The 20,153-nt window shown below is 55.0% G+C and carries 20 protein-coding genes; 12 read left to right on the top strand and 8 right to left on the bottom strand.

What is annotated here, in order from left to right:
- The first annotated feature begins 9 nt into the window (after positions 1–9).
- Complete coding sequence (locus IB226_RS13645; protein ID WP_192235908.1) at positions 10–780, top strand: 5-oxoprolinase subunit PxpA; 771 nt, start codon at positions 10–12, stop codon at positions 778–780.
- A 112-nt stretch (positions 781–892) separates the two neighbouring features.
- On the opposite strand, the gene IB226_RS13650 is transcribed toward IB226_RS13645, so the two are convergent.
- Complete coding sequence (locus tag IB226_RS13650; protein WP_192235910.1) at positions 893–2,095, bottom strand: pyridoxal phosphate-dependent aminotransferase; 1,203 nt, start codon at positions 2,093–2,095, stop codon at positions 893–895.
- A 485-nt stretch (positions 2,096–2,580) separates the two neighbouring features.
- Here IB226_RS13650 and nac point away from each other — a divergent pair, with 485 nt between their 5' ends.
- The 7 genes from nac to IB226_RS13685 all read left to right on the top strand — a co-directional run bounded on the left by nac (position 2,581) and on the right by IB226_RS13685 (position 7,606).
- Positions 2,581–3,504 carry a nitrogen assimilation transcriptional regulator NAC gene (nac, locus tag IB226_RS13655; RefSeq protein WP_049851333.1) on the top strand — a complete coding sequence of 308 codons (924 nt, stop codon included), beginning with the start codon at positions 2,581–2,583 and terminating at the stop codon, positions 3,502–3,504.
- A gap of 109 nt (positions 3,505–3,613) precedes the next feature.
- Positions 3,614–4,036, top strand: coding sequence for an acetyl-CoA carboxylase biotin carboxyl carrier protein subunit (locus IB226_RS13660; protein ID WP_110868100.1), 423 nt, complete (start codon positions 3,614–3,616; stop codon positions 4,034–4,036).
- A 227-nt stretch (positions 4,037–4,263) separates the two neighbouring features.
- Entirely contained in the window at positions 4,264–5,016 is a 753-nt protein-coding gene (locus IB226_RS13665) for an SDR family oxidoreductase (protein ID WP_192235912.1), read from the top strand.
- A 22-nt stretch (positions 5,017–5,038) separates the two neighbouring features.
- The gene (locus IB226_RS13670) at positions 5,039–5,734 is read left to right on the top strand and encodes an amino acid ABC transporter permease (protein ID WP_061718311.1); all 696 of its coding nucleotides are present in this window, start codon (positions 5,039–5,041) and stop codon (positions 5,732–5,734) included.
- Positions 5,735–5,739: 5 nt separating this feature from the next.
- Complete coding sequence (locus tag IB226_RS13675; RefSeq protein WP_101762313.1) at positions 5,740–6,495, top strand: amino acid ABC transporter permease; 756 nt, start codon at positions 5,740–5,742, stop codon at positions 6,493–6,495.
- A gap of 9 nt (positions 6,496–6,504) precedes the next feature.
- Complete coding sequence (locus tag IB226_RS13680; RefSeq protein WP_101762314.1) at positions 6,505–7,242, top strand: amino acid ABC transporter ATP-binding protein; 738 nt, start codon at positions 6,505–6,507, stop codon at positions 7,240–7,242.
- 88 nt (positions 7,243–7,330) lie between these two features.
- Complete coding sequence (locus IB226_RS13685; RefSeq protein ID WP_101762315.1) at positions 7,331–7,606, top strand: hypothetical protein; 276 nt, start codon at positions 7,331–7,333, stop codon at positions 7,604–7,606.
- 40 nt (positions 7,607–7,646) lie between these two features.
- Here the strand turns inward: IB226_RS13685 and IB226_RS13690 are convergent, their stop codons facing one another.
- The 7 genes from IB226_RS13690 to IB226_RS13720 all read right to left on the bottom strand — a co-directional run bounded on the left by IB226_RS13690 (position 7,647) and on the right by IB226_RS13720 (position 16,475).
- Entirely contained in the window at positions 7,647–8,657 is a 1,011-nt protein-coding gene (locus tag IB226_RS13690) for a fimbrial protein (RefSeq protein ID WP_192235914.1), read from the bottom strand.
- 11 nt (positions 8,658–8,668) lie between these two features.
- Complete coding sequence (locus IB226_RS13695; RefSeq protein ID WP_192235916.1) at positions 8,669–11,227, bottom strand: fimbria/pilus outer membrane usher protein; 2,559 nt, start codon at positions 11,225–11,227, stop codon at positions 8,669–8,671.
- A gap of 11 nt (positions 11,228–11,238) precedes the next feature.
- Complete coding sequence (locus tag IB226_RS13700) at positions 11,239–11,925, bottom strand: molecular chaperone (RefSeq protein WP_137385018.1); 687 nt, start codon at positions 11,923–11,925, stop codon at positions 11,239–11,241.
- Between the two features lie 53 nt (positions 11,926–11,978).
- A complete protein-coding gene (locus IB226_RS13705; protein WP_101762319.1) occupies positions 11,979–12,503 on the bottom strand; it encodes a fimbrial protein in 525 nt (174 codons plus the stop codon).
- Positions 12,504–13,195: 692 nt separating this feature from the next.
- Positions 13,196–14,365 carry a Gfo/Idh/MocA family protein gene (locus tag IB226_RS13710; protein ID WP_192235918.1) on the bottom strand — a complete coding sequence of 390 codons (1,170 nt, stop codon included), beginning with the start codon at positions 14,363–14,365 and terminating at the stop codon, positions 13,196–13,198.
- Positions 14,366–14,375: 10 nt separating this feature from the next.
- On the bottom strand, positions 14,376–15,299 hold the full coding sequence (locus tag IB226_RS13715) for a TIM barrel protein (protein WP_110868105.1): 924 nt from the start codon (positions 15,297–15,299) through the stop codon (positions 14,376–14,378).
- A gap of 147 nt (positions 15,300–15,446) precedes the next feature.
- A complete protein-coding gene (locus tag IB226_RS13720) occupies positions 15,447–16,475 on the bottom strand; it encodes a LacI family DNA-binding transcriptional regulator (RefSeq protein WP_101762324.1) in 1,029 nt (342 codons plus the stop codon).
- Between the two features lie 318 nt (positions 16,476–16,793).
- On the opposite strand from IB226_RS13720, the gene IB226_RS13725 reads away from it, so the two are divergent.
- The 4 genes from IB226_RS13725 (at position 16,794) to IB226_RS13740 (ending at position 20,109) form a co-directional block, all read left to right on the top strand.
- The gene (locus tag IB226_RS13725) at positions 16,794–17,675 is read left to right on the top strand and encodes a sugar phosphate isomerase/epimerase family protein (RefSeq protein ID WP_007888450.1); all 882 of its coding nucleotides are present in this window, start codon (positions 16,794–16,796) and stop codon (positions 17,673–17,675) included.
- Positions 17,676–17,816: 141 nt separating this feature from the next.
- On the top strand, positions 17,817–18,836 hold the full coding sequence (locus tag IB226_RS13730) for a LacI family DNA-binding transcriptional regulator (RefSeq protein WP_192235920.1): 1,020 nt from the start codon (positions 17,817–17,819) through the stop codon (positions 18,834–18,836).
- A gap of 101 nt (positions 18,837–18,937) precedes the next feature.
- Positions 18,938–19,819, top strand: coding sequence for a glutathione-dependent disulfide-bond oxidoreductase (yghU, locus tag IB226_RS13735; protein WP_137385013.1), 882 nt, complete (start codon positions 18,938–18,940; stop codon positions 19,817–19,819).
- Positions 19,819–20,109 carry a DUF1330 domain-containing protein gene (locus IB226_RS13740; protein ID WP_192235922.1) on the top strand — a complete coding sequence of 97 codons (291 nt, stop codon included), beginning with the start codon at positions 19,819–19,821 and terminating at the stop codon, positions 20,107–20,109. The genes yghU and IB226_RS13740 overlap by 1 nt, the downstream gene beginning before the upstream one ends.
- Positions 20,110–20,153 lie beyond the last annotated feature (44 nt).

The following is a 20,153-nucleotide window of genomic DNA, read 5'->3' on the forward strand; positions in this document are numbered from 1 at the left end:
AAACCAGACATGAAGATTGATGTGAATTCCGATATGGGCGAAGGCTTCGGCGTTTACCAGTTGTGCGATGACGCCGCGCTAATGAAAGTGGTGTCATCCGCCAATATCGCCTGTGGTTTCCACGCTGGCGATCCGGCGATCATGACCAACATGGTGCGGCTGGCGAAGGCACATGGCGTGGGCATTGGCGCGCATCCCGGCTTGCCGGATCGCCAGGGTTTTGGCCGCCGCGAACTGCCGTTTAGCGCCGAAGAGATTTGTCAGCAGGTGGCCTATCAGCTCGGCGCGCTGACGGCGATTGCCCGCGCGGAAGGCACCCACGTTTCCCACTTCAGTTTCCACGCCGCGATGGGCAACATCGTCAACCGCGATGCCACCCTGGCGCAAAAGGTGATGGAGTTAGTGGCGCGCATCAATAGCGAGCTGATCATCTTCGCCCAGCCCGATACGATCATTGAAGTCGCGGCGCAGGCGGCTGGCCTGAAAACGCTGACGCTGTTCCTGGCCGACCGCGCCTATGACGCGCAAGGCCGTCTGGTGCCGCGCGGCATTGCCGGTGCGGTGATCAACGAGGAAAGCGCGCTGCGCGCCCGCGTGCGCCAGTTTTTGCAGCACGGCACGGTGACGACGATTGAAGGTGAAGAGATTGCGGTGCGTGCGCGCTCGATTCTGGTTCACAGCGACACGCCAGGCTCCCTGGCGCTCGCCACCATTGTGCGCAGCGAAATCGAAGCCAGCGGTCATCAGGTCGCCCCGGCGGCGGAGGTGGTCATTGATTAGCGGCCTGCTTATCCATCGCACCGATACGTAGCGGCGCGATTTATCGCGCAATAAATTGCGCCGCTACAGTTTTTGCATCTCTCCGCAACGGCGCGATAATTATTTCAATGAATCAAACACATCCACCACAAAACGCCGCAATGCGATCGCATCCCGTCTCTAACCGCTCCATGCTCGTGGCATACGACAAGCGGATAAACGGACTCATGCCGTACGCCGCGCCCTGCACCGTCACCACGTGCTGCTCCTCAATCAGCGCCAGCACAAAATCGGCATCATTGGTGATCAACCGGCCACCGGCGCTGGTTTTGCCGATGTAGCCCGCGATATTCACAAACAGATAAAATGCGCCCTGCGGTTTGTGACAGCGCAGGCCATCAATCGACGTCAGGCGCTCCAGTACATAATCACGGCGCTGGCGATAGATGCGCGCGCGCTCTTGCAGCAGATCCTGCGGGCCCTCCAGCACCGCTACCGCCGCGGCCTGCGTTAAGGTGCAAACGCCGCCGCTGTTCTGCGTATTCACGTTGCTCATCGCTTTGATCAACGGCGCCGGGCCGCCGCAGAAGCCCATTCGCCAGCCCGTCATGGACCAGGCTTTCGACACGCCGTTCACCGTCAGCACGCGGTCAAAAAGGCGCGGCTCAACCTGCGCCAGCGTGTAGAAACGCACATCGTCATAAATCAGGTGTTCATAGATATCGTCGGTCATGATCCACACCTGCGGATGGCGCAGTAGCACCTCGCCCAGCGCGTGCAGCTCCGCTTGGCTCGCCACCGAACCGGTGGGATTGCTCGGGTAATTGAGCAGCAACCATTTGGTTTTATCGGTGATGGCGGCGTCTAAATCGGCCGGCAGCGGTTTGAAGCCGTTCTCCTGCGTGCAGGGTAGCGCCACCGGCACGCCACCAGCGAATTTGACGATATCGGCATAGCTGATCCACGACGGCGTCGGGATCACCACTTCATCGCCAGGATTGATGGTCGCGAGGATCGCGTTAAAAATGATCTGCTTAGCGCCGCCAGCGGTGAGGATCTGGCTGACGTCGTAATCGAGCTGATTATCGCGTTTGAACTTCAGCTGGATCGCTTTGCGCAGCGCCGGCGTGCCGTCGGTGGGCGGATAGCGCGTATCCCCGGCGCGCGCAGCGGCATAAGCGGCTTCAATCGCGTGAGGTGGCGTGGGGAAATCGGGTTCACCGGTAGAAAGCGCCACCACATCAATGCCCTGCGCCGCGAGATCGCGGGCCTTTTGGGTCATGGCAACGGAGGCAGAAACGGTCACATTTTTTAATCGATCGGCTATCTCGGGCATGGGTTAATCCTGGCTCAGTGTCAGCATGAACGGTTTGCAGCAAGCTGCAAACACGACGTTTATCAGAGGATAGGTTTTTGCCCGAAGCGGCGGTTAATAGTGCTTTGTTGTGGTGATATAACACAAAGCGATGACTGAACCGACCGCACACTTTCGCCATAAAGATGGCGAGCCTGATGTGGAAATGCGCGGCAGGTCACGCGCCAGCGCCTGACGCAATGTTAATAGAGTGTTACTTTGAGTGCCGGTTAACAGCGCGCAACGTCGGTTTACTCACTCCCATCATCGCCAAATCTAATGAGTGAATCGCACCATACCAGTGCAAAGTTCGCTGTTTTACCCTCGCCGTCTCGGCAACTGTCCAACTCAGCACCTGCCGTAGGAGGCACTGTGGCTCTACCCTCCTGTCTGAGTTCATTCGCGAAAGCTTATTTGGCATCAACTTTGCTTGATACCCGCTATGCGTTCTGTTGGAGGAAGCGTTCATGAATCTTCGTCGCCTGAAGTACTTTGTTAAAATTGTTGATGTGGGCAGCCTGACCCAGGCCGCCGATATTTTGCATATTGCCCAGCCCGCGCTGAGCCAGCAGCTGGCTACGCTGGAGGGGGAAGTGAATCAGCAACTGCTCATTCGTACCAAGCGCGGCGTGACGCCGACCGAAGCCGGGAAAACGCTCTATTCCCACGCGCAGGCGATTTTACGCCAGTGCGAGCAGGCACAAAGCGCCATCGAGCTGGTCGGCGCGTCACTGAGCGGCAGCGTCTCAGTGGGCTTAGCGCCGGGCACCGCGGCACAAAACCTCGCATTACCGCTGATGATGGAAGTGCAGCAGCAGCATCCCGGCATCGTGCTCTACTTCAATGAGAACTTCGGCACCACGCTGAGCGAACTGATCATGAATGGCCGCATGGATATGGCGGTAATTTACGATCACCGCACCATTCACGGCCTGCGCTTTATGCCGCTGATGAAAGAGGATCTCTACTTCGTCTGTCCGTTCAGCCTCGCGCAACCGGTGAAAGAGATCCCGCTGGCGCAGGTGGCGCAATACGATCTGTTCCTGCCGCGCGTCTACAACATCATGCGCAAAGTGCTCGACGATGCCTTCGTACACAACAATCTGCAGTACCGCGTGAAATGCGAGATCGAGTCGCAAACCACGCTGAATGCCGCCCTGAGCGCCGGTCTCGGCACCACCATCATGCCGGAATCCGCCGCGCGCGCGATGCTGAAAAGCGGCGATGCGTGGATGGCGAAGATCGTCGATCCGGATGTACAGGTGTCGCTGTCGTTCTGCATGTCGGATCACTTGCCGCTGTCACAGCCGGCCGAAGCGGTGAAATCGATCCTGCTGTCGCTGATGTCGCGCCGCAACGTTGAGAATCATCCTCTGACGTTGGTGGGATAAGTCCCGCTTATTGCCGCAAAGCGAAACCCTCTTACTGCCCGTATTGCGAACGCGCTAGATTACGATTTTGCCCGCTCAGGCGGGCGTGTTTCGCTTTGACGGGAATTCCATGGATAAAACCGCAATACCGCTGCCGACGCTGCGTGCGCTGGCGCGCAAGATGCAATCCTCCGGGCTGAACAGCCTGGCGCTCGATGGCAAGCACTGGTCAGTGCGGTTGACCTTCGCCGCCACGCCAGCCACGCCCGCGCCTGTCACGCTTCCCGCCGCTGAAATCCCCCTCATCCCGCAACGCATCGGCGCACCGATGCCCGGCACGCTGCTGCGCCGCCATCCGCATAGCCCGCAGGATTTTGTCGCGCCCGGCCAGCACATCGATGCCGGTGCGGTGGTGGCGCTGGTGCAGGTTGGCCCGCTGTATGTGCCGGTGATTAGCCCGGATAGCGGCACGATCCGATCGCTCATGGCTGAGCATCTTTCGGCGGTGGAATATGACGAGGACATTCTGACATTTGCGCCGTCAAGCGCATAAGATCAATACCGCGCGATAAATCGCGCCGCTACAAATACGTGCATTTTGTAGGTCGATCTCAATCACCGCACATGTCGTAGCGGCGCAATTTATTGCGCAATGTTGGAACGGGTGAAGTGCAGCAGGCAAGCGTTATAAGGGGCGCTTATTGCCTCAAAATTTTTATGTCTTATGCCCTTGCGGCATAACTGCATACAGTCAAAAGACGCCATAACGAGGAGAGGCAGATGCCATTTTCAGATTACAAAACCGCGCTGGTGACCGGCGCATCGGCGGGAATGGGCGAAGCGATTGTTGAGCGCTTGTGCCAGGAGGGCATCACCGTGCACGCGGTGGCGCGCCGTAAAGAGCAGCTGGCAGCGCTGGCCGATCGTACCGGCTGTATTCCGCATGCGGTGGATGTCAGTGACATAAAGGCGCTGACCGCGCTGTGCCAGGATCTCGAAATCGACATTCTGGTGAATAACGCTGGCCTGTCGCATCCGGGCTCGATCCTCAATGCAGACGAGAACGTGATTGAAACCCAGGTGGACGTCAATCTGCGCGCGGTGCTGCATCTGTGCCGTTTGCTAGTGCCGGGCATGGTGGCGCGCGATCGTGGCCACGTCTTCAACATCACCTCGATTGCTGCCATCTACAACTTCAACGGCAACTCGGTGTATCACGCCACCAAAGCCGGCGTGCATGCCCTTTCGCGCCAGCTGCGCGTCGATTGCTACGGCGCGCGCGTGCGCATCACCGAAATCTGTCCGGGCCGCGTCGCCACCGATATCTTCGGCAACGTGTCAGGCGATCACGAAGAGGCGCGCCGCCGCTTCATTGATGGCTTTGAACTGCCGCAGGCCAAAGATATCGCCGACTGCGTTGCTTTCGCGCTCGCGGCACCGCTGGCGGTAAATATCGGCAACATCGAAATCACCCCGACATTACAGGTGCCGGGCGGTCTTTCCACCATGCGACCGGGCGACCACAGCGCGTAGCAGGCGATGATGAGGTAACAGAATGGCTCTCGATTTCAGCAGTGTGATAACCGGCCAATACGGCCAGATGATCGTTGACGGAACGGTGATCACCCTTGAACTGGCGTTGGGTGCCTGGCTGCTGGCGATGGTGCTGGCGCTGCTGCTGGTGGTGATTCGCCTGACTGAAAACCGCATCGCGGTTGGGCTGGTCAAAGCCTATGTCTCTTATCACCGCAATGTGCCGACGCTGATCCAGTTGATGATGTGGTACTTCGCCATTCCTACACTGCTGCCGGAAGCGCTGCAGATGTGGATCAACAACTACAACGCCGAGTTCCTGTTCTCCCTCACCGCGCTGGGCCTGTGTCAGGCGGCGTACTTCTCCGAAGATATCCGCAGCGGCCTGCGCGCCATTCCCGACGGGCAGAACGAAGCTGCGCGCGCACTCGGCATGAGCTACGTGCGCGCCATGCACGGCGTGATTCTGCCGCAGGGCATTCGCAATGCGATGCCCGCGATGATCAACCACACGGTGCTGCTGTTTAAAAACACCAGCCTGGCGATGGTGATTGGTGTGGCGGATCTCACCTATGTAACGCGCGATATTGAGAACCAAACGTTCCGCACCTTCGAATCTTACATCGTGGCGACCGTGGGCTATCTGTTCTTCTCCCTGCTGCTGATGGGCCTTGGCGCACTGCTGGCCCGCCGCTTCCAGCGCGTCTATGCGAGGTAATGGCGATGTTTGAGATGTTCACCATTTTGCATGATAACGGCATGCTGCTGTTGATGGGGCAATACCCTAACGGTCCGATTGGCGGCGTGCTCTGTACGCTGCTGATCTCGGTGCTGGCGGTGCTGCTGGCGTTTCCGATTGGTGTGCTGCTGGGCCTGGCGCGTCTGTCGCCGTGGCGCTGGCTGAGCTGGCCCGCCACCGGCTGGGTTTATCTGCTGCGCGGCATCCCGCTAATGATGGTGGTGTTCTGGACCTACTTCTGTGTGCCGCTGCTGATTGGCCACAACATCAGCGGTTTCGCCACCATGCTGTGTACGCTGGTGATTTATGAGAGTGCCTATATCGCCGAGATCGTGCGCGGTGGCATTCAGGCGCTGCCGCACGGCCAATACGAAGCCTCACGCGCGCTCGGCATGAGCCACCTGAAAACTTTGCGTCTGGTGATCCTGCCTCAAGCGCTGTTCAACACCTTGCCCAGCCTGGTCAGCCAGCTGGTATCGATCATCAAAGACAGTACGCTGGGTTACGTGATTAACGTGCCGGAGCTGACCTTTGCCGCCAATCAGGTGAGCAATCAGCTGCTGACCAAACCGTTTCAGGTGTTCGCCATTGTGGCGCTGAGCTACTACCTCATCTGCTTCAGCCTCACCTGGCTGGCTAATAAACTCGAAGCGCACATTGCGCAGAAACGTCGTCAAGCACCGCAGCCAACGCCCAGCATGGCGCCCGCGGTGATGCTGACTAAAACCTCTTCGCAATAAGGAAACCGCATGGGACCGATGATCATGTTTAATCAGGTTAATAAATGGTACGGCGCGTATCAGGCGCTGACCAACCTGAGCGCCGAAATTAACCCCGGTGAAGTGGTGGTGGTGTGCGGCCCTTCCGGCTCGGGCAAATCGACGCTGATCCGCACCGTTAACCGTTTAGAACCGATCGATGACGGCCAAATCGTATTCGATGGCACCGATATTCACGGCAGCAGCACGCGCCTCAATCAGCTGCGCACGCGCATCGGCTTTGTGTTTCAGAGCTTCAACCTGTTCCCGCATGTGACGGTGGCCGAGAACATCATGATGTCGCCGATGAAAGTGCTGGGCGTGAAGCGCAGCGAAGCGCGTCGTCAGGCGGGTGAATTGCTGGAGCGTGTGGGCTTAGCGCATAAAGCCGATGCTTATCCGGCGCAGCTTTCCGGCGGCCAGCAGCAGCGCGTGGCGATTGCCCGCGCGCTGGCGATGAAGCCGCCGGTGATGCTGTTCGATGAACCGACCTCGGCGCTCGATCCGGAGATGGTCGGCGAAGTGTTATCGGTGATGCGCGGTCTGGCGCAGGAAGGGATGACGATGATGTGCGTGACCCACGAAATGAACTTTGCCCGTGAGGTGGCTGATACCATCTGGTTTATGGACCAGGGACAGATTCTGGAGAAATCACAGCCAGAACAGTTCTTCACCCAGCCGCAGCACCCGCGCGCGCAGCGCTTCCTCAGCGACCTGCGATCGCATTAAGGGGGATATTTTTTCAGTATCGCCATTTTTAATTAAAGTTTGGTCCTAACTTGTCGTTCTTCTTTATGCCACCACCAGGAGAAGACCGATGAAAACAGCATTCGTATTATTTTCTGGTTTGCTATTTGCCCAAGCCGTTCTGGCTGAGGGCGGTACCGTTTCTTTTACCGGTGCGATAGTTGAGCCTGCCTGTACGACGACGACCAATAGCCAGCATGCCGCAGTGCAATGTAGCCAGAATGGTGTCGATAAAGTGCGTCAGATTAGATTCAATAAGCAACAGCAGACGCTGCCGTTTCAACTCGGCAATGTCAGCGTGCAATCATCGGGTCATATTAAAGCTGTTGAAGTGATCTATCGGTAAGTCATCACTGACAATTTTCCCCCGCCAGGGGGAAAATTATTTATTGATAGGTCAGAGTGAAAGTCGCGGAACTGTTAGCTGTGCCAGGTGTAATGGTTGCGGTCGTTTGGTAATAACGCGCCTGAAGCGGAATATTATAATTCCCCGCGCTGGCCGAAGTTCCGGCAACAATATTAGCGCCCAGTTGCACAGGCGCATTGTTAAACAGCAGCTGCACGCCCACTCCACTTGCCGTATTGGCACCTGATGTCAGATTTAATACCCCATTGGCGGAGTTTTGGGCATTTCCATCAATCTTCACATTGATGCGGGTGCCGGCATTACAGTTAAGCGGAAGGGTAAAATTACGCGTAAAGCTGGCATCGGGTGAACTGCCCGTCCCACTGAACGCACGCTTATCCACATTGCCCATATTTACGGCGATGGCAGTATTACTGACTGAACACGCCAGCGTTGTGACACTAAAACCATTCATATGAATAGTTGATTCCGGTGAATGCCAGAACGCCTGGTTGTTATGCAAAATAAACGATCCTGCCTGCTGCGCGGTGACCATCCCCGATCCGGTTGGTCCGGTTTTATAGAACTGCAGCAACGCTTGCTCGCGCAGAGGTTGTCCCGCCATTAAGCCATTGACCGAACACAGCAACCTATTGTTCGCATTACCATCTCCCGTACTGGTTCCATCAACCCAGCCACTAAAGTTATTGCAGTTGTTCACTGAAATGCCACCGATAGCAAAGCCAATCCCCGCAATATTGGTGCTGTAAATTCGTCTGCCTCCAATGGTCGTGACATAGTTACCGGTGCCTTTTACGCCCACACTTTGGTAAGTCAACGCGGGGGCCGTGTTAGTACAGTTAAACGTGTTCACCGCACCCGAGGTGATCTGGCTGCCAATCAACGATCCCACCGGTAAATCGCGTTGAATCACTATCGCAGGAGGAGAAACTGTCGTCGCGGCTGTGGTGGTGGTACAGGTATAAGCCTGCGCAAAGTTAACGTACAACCCAATAAAAAATATGCTCGATAATAAAAGAAATAAACGCATAAATGCTTCCTTTAGCGGCATTGTGCCGTCACAGAATTGACACCAAACTGAGCCTTTCCTAACGTAAACGGAGCCTGACATTCGCCGCCCTTCCAGTTCACCTTAACCACGCCCGCTGCGGGCACGCCGCTGAGGTAAACATGTTGTTTGTCATCAACGATGCCATGCGAAAGGGTTTCGCCGTTGGCAACGCTGGCACGTGCGCCGAACGGCACTTGACGCCCACGCAAGGTAACGACCATTTTTGCCCCCGATACCGTGGGATAATTGGCTAATGCTACGGCCCCCTGCGTAGGCACCACTGTTTGGCTGTCACTCAGCAGATCGACGTTATCGCCGAGCGAATTGGCATCAAGCGAAAGCGAGGTGCGGCGATAAGGTGTTACGTTGGGTACGACGGCATAACCTCTGCCATCAGTCAGCACGCCGGTTTGGTTGAGCACGCGAACTGCCTCCGCGTCTTCAGCGCGCACTAACGCCATGGTGTCACCTAACGGCTGGCTCAGAGTCACACCATAGGGATGCACCACAATGCCGCCCGTTGCGCCGTAATTCAGTTGTCGGGTATTCCGCGAGTAGTTATAGCCAGCCTGGTATTCGCCAAAGCGTGCTTTATAGTTGACTGACGCATTGCCATTGGCGCCAACCCCTTGATTGGTGTAACCCTGTTGCACGCTATAGCTCAGGTTATTGTCTGCCAGTGCAGTGCCTGACAACCCCACCGCGCCAGTGGTTTTATCGCGATTGTCGGTGCTGCCCGAGAAGTTCAGCCAGCTTTTGGGTAAAAATCGGTCAAAGGGAATCTGCACCGCCAGCGAAAAAATTTGATCGTGTTTGGTGTAGAACGGCGTCTGTGAATAGCTGTAGTTAAAGGAGTAATTGATGGCGTTGAAGCTGGTGTTATAGCCCAGCGTCAAACTGCGCTCCTTGTCTGTCACGCCCCAATATTGTTGCTGGTAAGCGGAGAGAAAAAGACTGCCATAATCACCCAACGATTGATTAACGTTGAGTTGGGATTTACTGCGTCTGTTATGGCTATAACGCCAGTTTCGCCATTCGCGTCGGGCTTGTTCAACTTCATTGCGGTTGTTGGGATTACCCCGGAAACCCGGCGGCAGTGTATTCGCGTAATAGCCATTGGCTTCATTAAAATCGTAATAACCAGAGGTGGAATAACGGTAGCCTGCCAGAGTAAAAGTGGTGCCGCTCATTGCGACATCTTTTGCATATTGAAAACGAAATGAGCCACCGCGATGAGTTTCTTCCATTAAACGGGCATTGGCGAATGTCCCGTCCAGCGAAATCGAACCCAATAACCCCAGACCTTTCCCCACACCAACCGATGCTGACGTGTAATCACCCGACAGAATTGATCCACCATAAACGGTTGAGCTATAAGGCAAACCATAGATACCTGTGCCTTGTATAAAGCCCGGCTTTTTTGCCGATCCCCCGGTTGAACGATATTGTCCGGCCGTGAAAGCATATTTGAAACGCCCTTCACGCTGCATGATAGGCACCGCAGAAAATGGCTGAACAAACTGTCGGACGCTGCCATTCGCTTCTTTTATTACCACCTCAAGATCGCCACTGGCCGAGGTAGGATAAAGATCGTTTATGGCGAAAGGTCCGGGTGGCACATAGGCTTGCCAAATGATGTTACCGTCCTGACGAATGGTAACTTGCGCATTGCTCTGCGCAATGCCTCGTACAACGGGTGCGAATCCTCGTAAGCTCTCGGGCTGCATATTGTCGTCTGAGTAGAGCTGAGCTCCGCGAAAGGGGAAGCTATCGAATACCTCTGATGGCGTATAGCTCTCTCCCAATACCAGCTGGCTTTTCCAGGGTTTGATGTCACGCTGAACGTAGGTATTAATACTGTTCCACTTATCATCACCCTGACTATGGCTATAGGTGGTGTAATTGCGCGCGCGCCAGGCCCCGAGATTAATACCGCTACGCAAATTGAGATACGCGTTGTTATCACTTCCCTGACGATAATCACTCCAGTTATTGGCACCTGAATAGCCATAATTCATAAATAGCGCGTTGACACCATCGTCCCACTCATCTGGGCCAACATACCCTTGTGCGTTATGTCGTACATATTCTTGTGGAATGGAGACGTTTAAGCGTTGCTGGCTTAAATCAAAGCGGGTTTGCGCCTGCGGGATGATGGCAGCGATATTCGTCACTTCCTGCGCAGGTGAGATTTTCACGAAAGCGGGTGTGGCATTCTCTTTCACGCCCCACCGCATAAAATCAGCTTTTATTAATAGGGGCTGCAGACCCTTCGCACCGGGTTCAAAGCGTATGCTTTTTGATCCAACAAAATTGTCGTTCAGGTAAACGTCGGCGTTGTAAACGCCCGCCGCCTGGCCTCCACTGTGGCTAAAAGTGGAAAGATCCAGATTTGCACGCTGGCCGCTGTGTCGTTCCACCGTGTCAGGATCAAAATAATCCTCTGCAACCACATCATTAATGGATATTGCAGCCAGTATTAACATGTTAAGTAAGGTGCGCTGAAAAGCAGGCCTCAGCGTTAAAGGTATATTTTGTCTCATCGACATGGCCCTCTCCTTTAATCGGTGCCCACTTTTAATGTTTGTTCTGCTGTAATGCCGCCGAAATCATTAATCGCTCGCCAGCTCACCGGATTGCCAACGTGCACTTTTTGGCCAAGAACGATTTCCTGTGAAGGCAACACCATCGGCGGTTTGGTCATAGTTGAACCGTTTACGGTCAGGTCGTAGAGCGAAACGCTGTAAGGCGTGGGATTAAACACGGCGAGTTTGCCCTCACGCTGGCGAAATTTGAGCCTGGTAAAAGCCAATGCGGGATCGCCGCTTAACTCTGCGGGCCGGTAAAATAACTTCATCTTGTTTTTAATGGTGATAACGAGATCGTTAGTGGCCTGACGATTGACCGTCGGGATAATCTTGATATTCAACCAGTGCACGGATTCCTGATCGTCTGGCAACGTGTGACCACTGTAGATAACGCGCACCGAATTCTGGCTATGAGGCTCAAGGCGGAAGAGCGGGGGCGTGGTGATGAAAGTGTCATCAGCGGTATCACTCTCTTCCTGACCGCTAACCCAGGATTGAATCAAATAGGGACGATCGTCTGGATTAGTCACACTTATCGCGGCCAGCTTGTTTTTACCGTCATAAACCAGACGTGTGCCGCCAATCTGCACACCAGACTGAGCCATAGGCGACAGGCACAAAAGTGCCATGGCCAATGGCCAAAGACTTTTTTTAAACATCCATCTCTCTCCGTGACGAAAGAAAGAGCCGCATGACGCGGCTCTGAAACTACTTAGTTGTAAGCAATGGTGAAGGTCGCCGTGGAGTTTGCTGTACCCGCAGTAACTGGCGTGGCCGTAGCGTAATATTTCGCTATGTAGGTCAGTACATTAGGGCCGGCTGCCGTGATCGGACGATCAGCCGATTTGCTGGCGATAGGGATGAGAGTGGAACTGTCTTGCTCATACAGCGCGACACCCACATTGGTGGCAGTTTGCCCTGAGTTCAGAGCGAGGATTTGGTTATTTCCCGCAGAGGTTGCGCCATCGAAACGTACGCTGGCCGAGGTTACCGCAGCAGGACAACTTGTCAGATTAATGTTGAAGCGAGTCGGTGCCGCGGTGACACCGGCTCCGGTGAAGGTTTTGCTCGAAACGGTGCCCAGATTCACGGTTTGGTTGGCAGAGCCAGTATCTACCGTGCAAGCGTTATCGGTAATTGTACCCGTAAAATTAATCGTGCCATCAGCAGCAGTTGTCGTGCCAATAAATCCAAGAGAAGCCGTAATTGCAACCAATACTGCGAACTTGCTTTTCATGATTAAGCCTCAAAAATCGTCATCAAAAATGTCTCTGCTAAAGCAATGAACTTTCATTTCCATAGCAGAAAAAAACATTAATCGAAGTAATGTTGGAGCCCTTCGACCGCTTTAAGTAAATGACAACTTTTAACCTATTGAAAGTTTTTTTGATTATTCGTGCTCAATTTGAAATATAACCCTAAAAAAATTAGCGCGAGGGTAAATTTACAGATCTTTGATCTTTTTTAAGATCTTTTTTTAGAATAAAAAACTTAACATTTGTATTTTAACGATCTAAAGATCTAAAAAAACACCTAAGACAGTATTTTGTTCGATCAAGACAAAACTCAGTATCCTCAAGATATGTCTGCAATTGCCGCCGGAAAGGCTAAAAAACGCGAGATGATGTTTACACCATCAAAACAAAGACGGTTATTATTTATACGCTTCTTATAACGCCGGCTTAACTATTACAGAAATAAAACTGTTATATTACGTTGCGTTAATTGCACGTTTAGTGATTATTTAATCTGGGGAGAATGAATTTGCGCTCTTGATAAAGAGCGCGTAGAGGGGTGAAAAATCATTCAAAAAATCGAGTTAACTTTTATTTAAATTGGCAGTGAATTCTGCAATTTCGAGGGTCTAAAAGCGACCGCGGAAGATTGAGTCATTAACGCCCTCTTGCTCCGCACATGAGCAAGGCCCATTCAACACGCTATCCATATGGCTCCCGCATCCGCAGACTTCACGCACTGCTCCACCCATCGCACGCCCATCAAACCGGCATGCGCGCCCGGATACCAGAAGTCTTTCAGGAATGCCTGATCGCCACGATCGGTGGCATCCATTGCCAGCGCAAAACGGCGATAGAGATTGGACCAGGCTTCAAACAATCCTTCCGGATGTCCGCCGCCAATACGGTCGTCAGCCAGCGCACTCGGATGCAGATAACCCATGCCGCGCTCGAGAATCTGCACCGGCTCGCCCTGCACTTCATAGCGCAGCTGATTCGGCTGCTCATCCCACCACTCCAGGCTGGCTTTCTCGCCGATCACCCGCACCTTCTGACCGTGCATCGAACCGCAGTTCACCGCCGATGCCCACATAGTGCCGACTGCGCCGTTGTCGTACTCCATCATCACGAAGGCGTTATCCTCCAGCGGCGCGCGGGTTTTGACAAAGCTCTGGCGGCTGCACAGCAGGCGTTTGATCTGCAGATGCGGCACCATGGTTTCGGCGATAAACAGCGGATGCGTCGCCAAATCGCCCAGCACATAGCTCGGCCCGACGAAGCGCGGATCGACGCGCCACTTGGTGCTTTCGTTCTGCAATTCAACCGCTTCGTTATGGAAGCCGTGCGCGAACTGCATGTTGATGATGCGGATCTCACCCAGCAAACCTGCGGCAATCATTTCGCGTGCCTGATGAATCAGCTGATGTCCGGCGTAACCATAAGTCACACCGATGATTTTCTTCTTCTCAGCACACAGCTGTTCCAGCTCATCGGCCTCGGCAGCGGTGAAGCACAGCGGCTTCTCACACACCACATGGAGACCCGCATTCAGTGCGGCGCGGCAGATGGCGAAATGCGTGTTATTGGGTGTGGCGATCGACACCGCTTCGATGCCGTCGGCGCGCGCCGCTTCTGCCGCAAACAGGGTTTCGTAATCTGCGTAGCAGCGATCGGCTTCGATACCTAGCGAAGTGCCAAAGGCGCGGCCGCGCTCGGCGTTGATATCGAATGCGCCTGCCAGCAGCGTGAAGTTGTTATCACGCGTGGCCGCCGAACGGTGAATGTAACCAATCTGGCTGGTGCCGCCACCGCCAACCATGCCCCAGCGCAGCGAGCGATCCAGAGCCTTAATGCCGTTGATCATGTTGTTCTCCTCAGAATCCGACCGATTGCAAATAGTGCAGGCTGGCGGTGACGTCACGCAGGCTGGTGTCGGCATCACGCGGATCGCGCTCCTGCTCGACGGTGATCCAGCCCTGATAATTGCGCTCCGCCAGGAAGGCGCGCACCGCTGGATAATCAATTGCCCCTTTGCCAATCGGGCACATCACGCCTTCTGCGCAGGCGGCAAAGAAATCGACGCCGCGCGCAATCACGTCGCGCCATACCGCATCGTTAACGTCTTTGAAGTGCAGATAATCGATGCGATCCCAGTAGCGGCTGAGGTAAGGAATCGGATCCATGCCGGAGTAGTACAGATGGCCGGTGTCGAGGCATAAACCAGCGACTTCATGCGGAATGTCTTCCACCAGCTGTTGCAGCTCGTCGGCGAACTCAATGCATCCGCCGGCATGCGGATGGATCACCGCACGCACGCCGTATTCGTTCCAGGCAATCTGGCTCAGCGTGGTGATGTGCTGCATCATGCGCTGCCACGCTTCAGCTGACAGGCGCGGCGCCTTGGCGGATTGACCGGCGTATTTGGCGCGTTCTGGATTACCGAAGTCGATAATCACCAGATAAGGTGCGGGCTTGTTGTCCGCATGGGTTTTGGTCGCGGTCGGTACCAGAGACAGGTTACGACAGATGTTGTGCGTCAGTTCAACCATCGCCGGGAAATTGGCTTCACTCACCAAATCATCAAAAATGGTGCCCGCCACCAGCGACAAGTCGTGCGCTTCCAGCTGCTGACGCAGTTCGGCAGGCTCAACCGGCAGATAGCTCCATGGGCCCAGCTCAATGCTTTTATAACCGGCCTGCGACGCTTCACTCAGGACTTTCTGCCACGGCGGCAGGAAGGGATTTTTCGGGTCATCAACGCCCCAGCTACAGGGCGCGTTAGCAATATGGATAGTCATGATCGTTCCTTGCGGTAGTGGATGGCGCAAGTATCAAATAAATATTTCATCATCAACAACCATGAAACATTCATTTTTTGATAGCGATCATAGTATTTCGCATCATTATAATGATAGAAAATTTATCAAATACAGCAACGACGCGGCCTACAGGTTTTCACGCGTGACGATATCAAACGGCAGGATGATCTGGGAGAAATGATCGCCCGGCTGCGCATGATGCTGCTGCACCATCTGCGCCAGGCGCATGGCCATTTCGTCGATGCGGTTGCGGATCATCACCGTAATGGTGCCATCAATCAGCGCCAGCTCGCCCTCTTTCACCGGACCATGACATATCAACGCCACCTTACGCTGCGGCTGCTGGCGCAACGCATGAATCACGCCCTCAATGCCGCCGCAAGGCGCGAAGATCAGTGCCAAATCGGCATGTTCTTCCAGTAACTGACGCGTGGAACGGTAGCCGCCATCAATCGATTCATTGGTTTTCAGCGGCTCCAGCACGCGTCGCGCGCTGTCCTGCTCACGCAGATAGGAGCGGAAACTGATCTCATTGCTCTCCTGACAGATAAAGCGATGGTCGCCCACCAGCACGCCGACCGAACCCGGCTGATGCAACAGGTGCGTGGCAATCCACGCGGCGGTGCGTCCGGCTTTCTGGTTATCCAGACCGACATAACCGGCGTGACCGCACGGCGAAAAGTTGGAAAACAGCGCATAAACCCGCACGCCCTGACGCGATATGTTTTCTATCGCATGGCGAATCAGCGGGTGGTCCAGCGCGACTAAGCCAATCGCATCCACCTGCCCGGCCAGCGCATACAGCGAGGCCACCACCGCTTCCACATCATCAATGTCGTGCCAGGTAAAAAGCGGTTCGCTGCCTGCCGGATGAAACGGCTGCGTATGCTGGCGTAGCGCATCAGTGAGGGAATGATAGAACGAGTAGGATTTTGACAGCAGGATAAAGCCCATGCGCAGCGTCACGCTGGCGGCGGGCGCGGTGCCGCTCAGCAGCGGCACATTGCCGATGCGATAACCGAGGCGATTAGCGGCTTCCAGCACCTTCTGCTCCGTTGCGGCGCGCACCGGTGCACGACGGTTTAACACGCGATCGACGGTCGCCACGCCAACACCTGCGGCGGCGGCAATCGCGGTCATGGTGATTTTACTCATGCGCTACTTCCCTGAATGAAATGATAATAAATTATCAAAAATAATGCCTTAACCTGCGGTAAATCACCAATAATCCCGCACAGAAATCATCATTAATTGGCTTCGAGTGATAGAGAATCTCTCATTATTTTGATCGCTCTCGCAAAAATGAAATAATTCATTTCATCTTAATACCATTCAGAATAAATGTTTGATATTCATGTGCGTATTCAAAGCGGTCCGGCTGATGGTTTCACATCAGAATACGTGATGAAGCGCGGAACAAGATCAGTATGGTCATCATCAAAGTCCGCACCGCTTAACGCTCAGGAGAAAACAATGAAAATCGCTTTTGATGTGGATGTAATCAGGGATCTCGGCATTACGCGCATGGTGCATCAGGTGGCGGAATGGGGCTACAAGTACATCGAGCAGTCGCCGCACCCGCAGATCAACCCGTTTTATAAACATCCGAAAGCCAGCCGTGAAATCATGCGCGAATACAAAAACGCGCTGAATGCCACCGGGCTGGAGATCTCCTCGTTCATCACCGTATATCGCTGGTCTGGCCCGGATGAACTGCGTCGTCAGGCGGCGGTGAAGAACTGGAAACGCATGATCGAGATTGCCGTCGAAATGGGTGTGCAGGTGATCAACACCGAGCTTTCGGGCAATCCCAACGAGCCAGAAATTTGTGAAGAGATGTTCTATCGTTCGATGGAAGAGCTGCTGCCGATCATCGAACGTGAAGGCATCCGCGTCGAAATTCAGGCGCATCCGTGGGATTTCTGTGAGCAGAGCAACGAAACTGCAGACATTGTGAAGTCGTTCCGTAGCGAAAACGTGAAGTATATCTACAGCGCACCGCACACCTTCTATTACGACAAAGGTGTGGGCGATGTGAAGAACATGCTGCATTACGCCGGCGACGATCTTTCGCATATGTTGATCGCCGATACCATGAACCACACCAAGCACTGCCGTTATATCGTCAACCCGCCAGGCGTGGATGCCACCATCCACCAGCACGTGGCGGTCGGTGAAGGCGAAGTGAATTTCGATGCGCTGTTTGAAGCACTGCGCGAGATGAATTTTGCCAACCGCACCTTTAAGGTTGGCGGCGAGTCGATCATCTCGGCGGCGCTGTTCGGTTATCCGGAGAAGATGAAGTATCAGGCGGTGGAAACCCGCGAGCTGATTGAGCGTGAGCTGTTGGGATAGTTGAGTGCGCGCTGATGCCCTCACCCTAACCCTCTCCCACCGGGAGAGGGAACGGGATGGTGCGGCTTGCTCGATCGGTCCCTTCTCCCGCTGGCGGGAGAAGGTTAGGATGAGGGCCCGCTCTATTGGAATGCACGCAACATGAAAGCAGTGACGCTGGCCGAGCTGGCAAAACAACTGGGCGTCGGTGTCGCCACGGTTGACCGGGTACTCAACGATCGCGGTGGCGTATCGCCCGCCATGAGCAAAAAAATCCTGCAGGCAGCGCGTGACGCCGGTTTAAAACGCATTCTGCCCGAGGAGCATCGCCATCCGTGGCAGATCGAAGTGCTGCTCAGCGGCAACGCCTCCTTCTTCTTTCAGCAATTAGCGCAAGACTTTGCCAAACTCGCCGACCAGCTCGGTTATCGCCGCCTGCGTCTGCATCGCACGCTGATCCCGGAAAATGCACCGGAAAAACTCGCCGCACACATCACCGCCAGCAGTAAAAAGATGGATGCGCTGATCGTCTTCGCCCATCAAAACCCGCTGATCTACGATGCGCTCGCCGCCTGTAAAGCGCGCGGCGTGCCGGTGATCACGCTGGTCGCCGATCTGCCCGATGCCGCGCGGCTGTGCCACGTCGGTATCGATCAATACAAAGCCGGGCGCACCGCCGGTTTGATGCTCGGCAGCATGCTGCCGCAGCCGGGTGAAGTGGTGTTGATGAGCGGACGCGCGGATTACGCTGCCCACCGCCTGCGCATTGAGGGCTTTCAGGCGGTGCTGGCCGAACGCTTTCCGCAGCTGCGCCTGCGCGAGATTCTTGCCGGTCAGGATGAGCGCGAACGCATTAGCCGCCTGTTAGAAAAAACGCTGGCCGCCTCGCCGCCGATTGTCGGGCTGTATAACACCGGCATTGGCAACACACAGGTGCACGAAGCGCTGGCGCGTCATCGTCTCGACGGTAAAGTGCTGTACGTCACGCACGAGTTGTACAGCACCACACGCCGACTGTTGCAGGATCGCGTGCTGAACCTCACCCTCGATCAAAACACCCTGCGCCATGCTCAGCTTGCCTTAACGCTGATGCTGCGGCATCTGGAAGAGGGCGACATCCCCGACACCTATCAGCCTGGTAGAGTGGACTTTATGCTGTTTACGCAAGAGAACTTTACATAATCGGACTTTGCGTCCCACCGCCAGCGCGGTTAAATCGCCTGTATCACGCGCTGCTACACTCAGTAGCAGCAAAAATACAATCACAACAAGGCGAAACCACTATGTCGGAACATCAGTATCAGCCCGCGAAAGTCTGGACCTGGGACCCGGAAGCCAAAGGTAACGGCGCGAAAACCAACCGTCCAACCGCCGGGCCGACGCATGACAAAACCTTGCCGGTCGGCAAACATCCGCTGCAGCTATACTCGCTCGGCACGCCAAACGGCCAGAAAATTACTATCCTGCTGGAAGAGTTACTGGCGGTGGGTGCCAAAGACGCCGAGTACGATGCCTGGCTGATCCGTATCGGCGATGGCGATCAGTTCTCCAGCGGTTTTGTCGATGTAAACCCGAACTCGAAAATCCCGGCCCTGAGCGACCATTCCGTCACGCCACCGCAGCGCGTATTTGAATCCGGCAATATCCTGCTCTATCTGGCCGAGAAGTTCGGTCACTTCCTGCCGACCTCGCTGGCAGGCCGCACCGAAACCCTGAACTGGCTGTTCTGGCTGCAAGGTTCTGCGCCGTATCTCGGCGGCGGCTTTGGTCACTTCTATCACTACGCGCCCGAGAAAATCGAATACGCCATCAACCGCTTCACGCTGGAAGCCAAGCGTCAGTTGGACGTGCTGGATCGTCAGTTGGCCGACCATCGCTTCCTCGCCGGTGACGAATACACCATCGCCGATATCGCCACCTGGCCGTGGTACGGCAATCTGGTGCTGAACAACCAATATGGCGGCAGCGAATTCCTTGATGTGCAGTCGTACAAAAATGTGGTGCGCTGGGCAAAAGAGATTGCCGAGCGTCCGGCGGTGATTCGCGGGCGTAAAGTGAATCGCGCTTTTGGTGCCGAGCCGCAGGATCAGCTGCTGGAGCGCCATGATGCCGCCGATTTCGATAACAACACTGAAGACAAACGCCAGGCGAGAGGAGAGAAATAATGGCTGCATATGTGGTGTTTATTAAGGACGAAACCTTAGACCAGGACGAGCTGACGACGTATGCCGAGAAAGCCGGACAGGCGCGCGGCGACCATCCCATCACCCCGCTGGCGTTTTATGGCGCCCTGGAAACGCTGGAAGGCCCGGAAGCGGAAGGCGTGGTGGTGCTCGAATTCCCGGATGCTGAGGCGGCGAAAGGCTGGTATTTCAGCCCGGCGTATCAGGAAGCCAAAGCGCATCGCCTGAAAGGCGCGAAATACCGCGTGCTGCTGGTTAATGGCGTAGAGTAACTAACGCAAGGTCGCCATTCATGGCGACCTTTGCAAAGGTCACG

This window comes from Pantoea sp. PNT03 (genome assembly GCF_014852515.1).
Classification (GTDB): Bacteria; Pseudomonadota; Gammaproteobacteria; order Enterobacterales; family Enterobacteriaceae; genus Pantoea; species Pantoea leporis.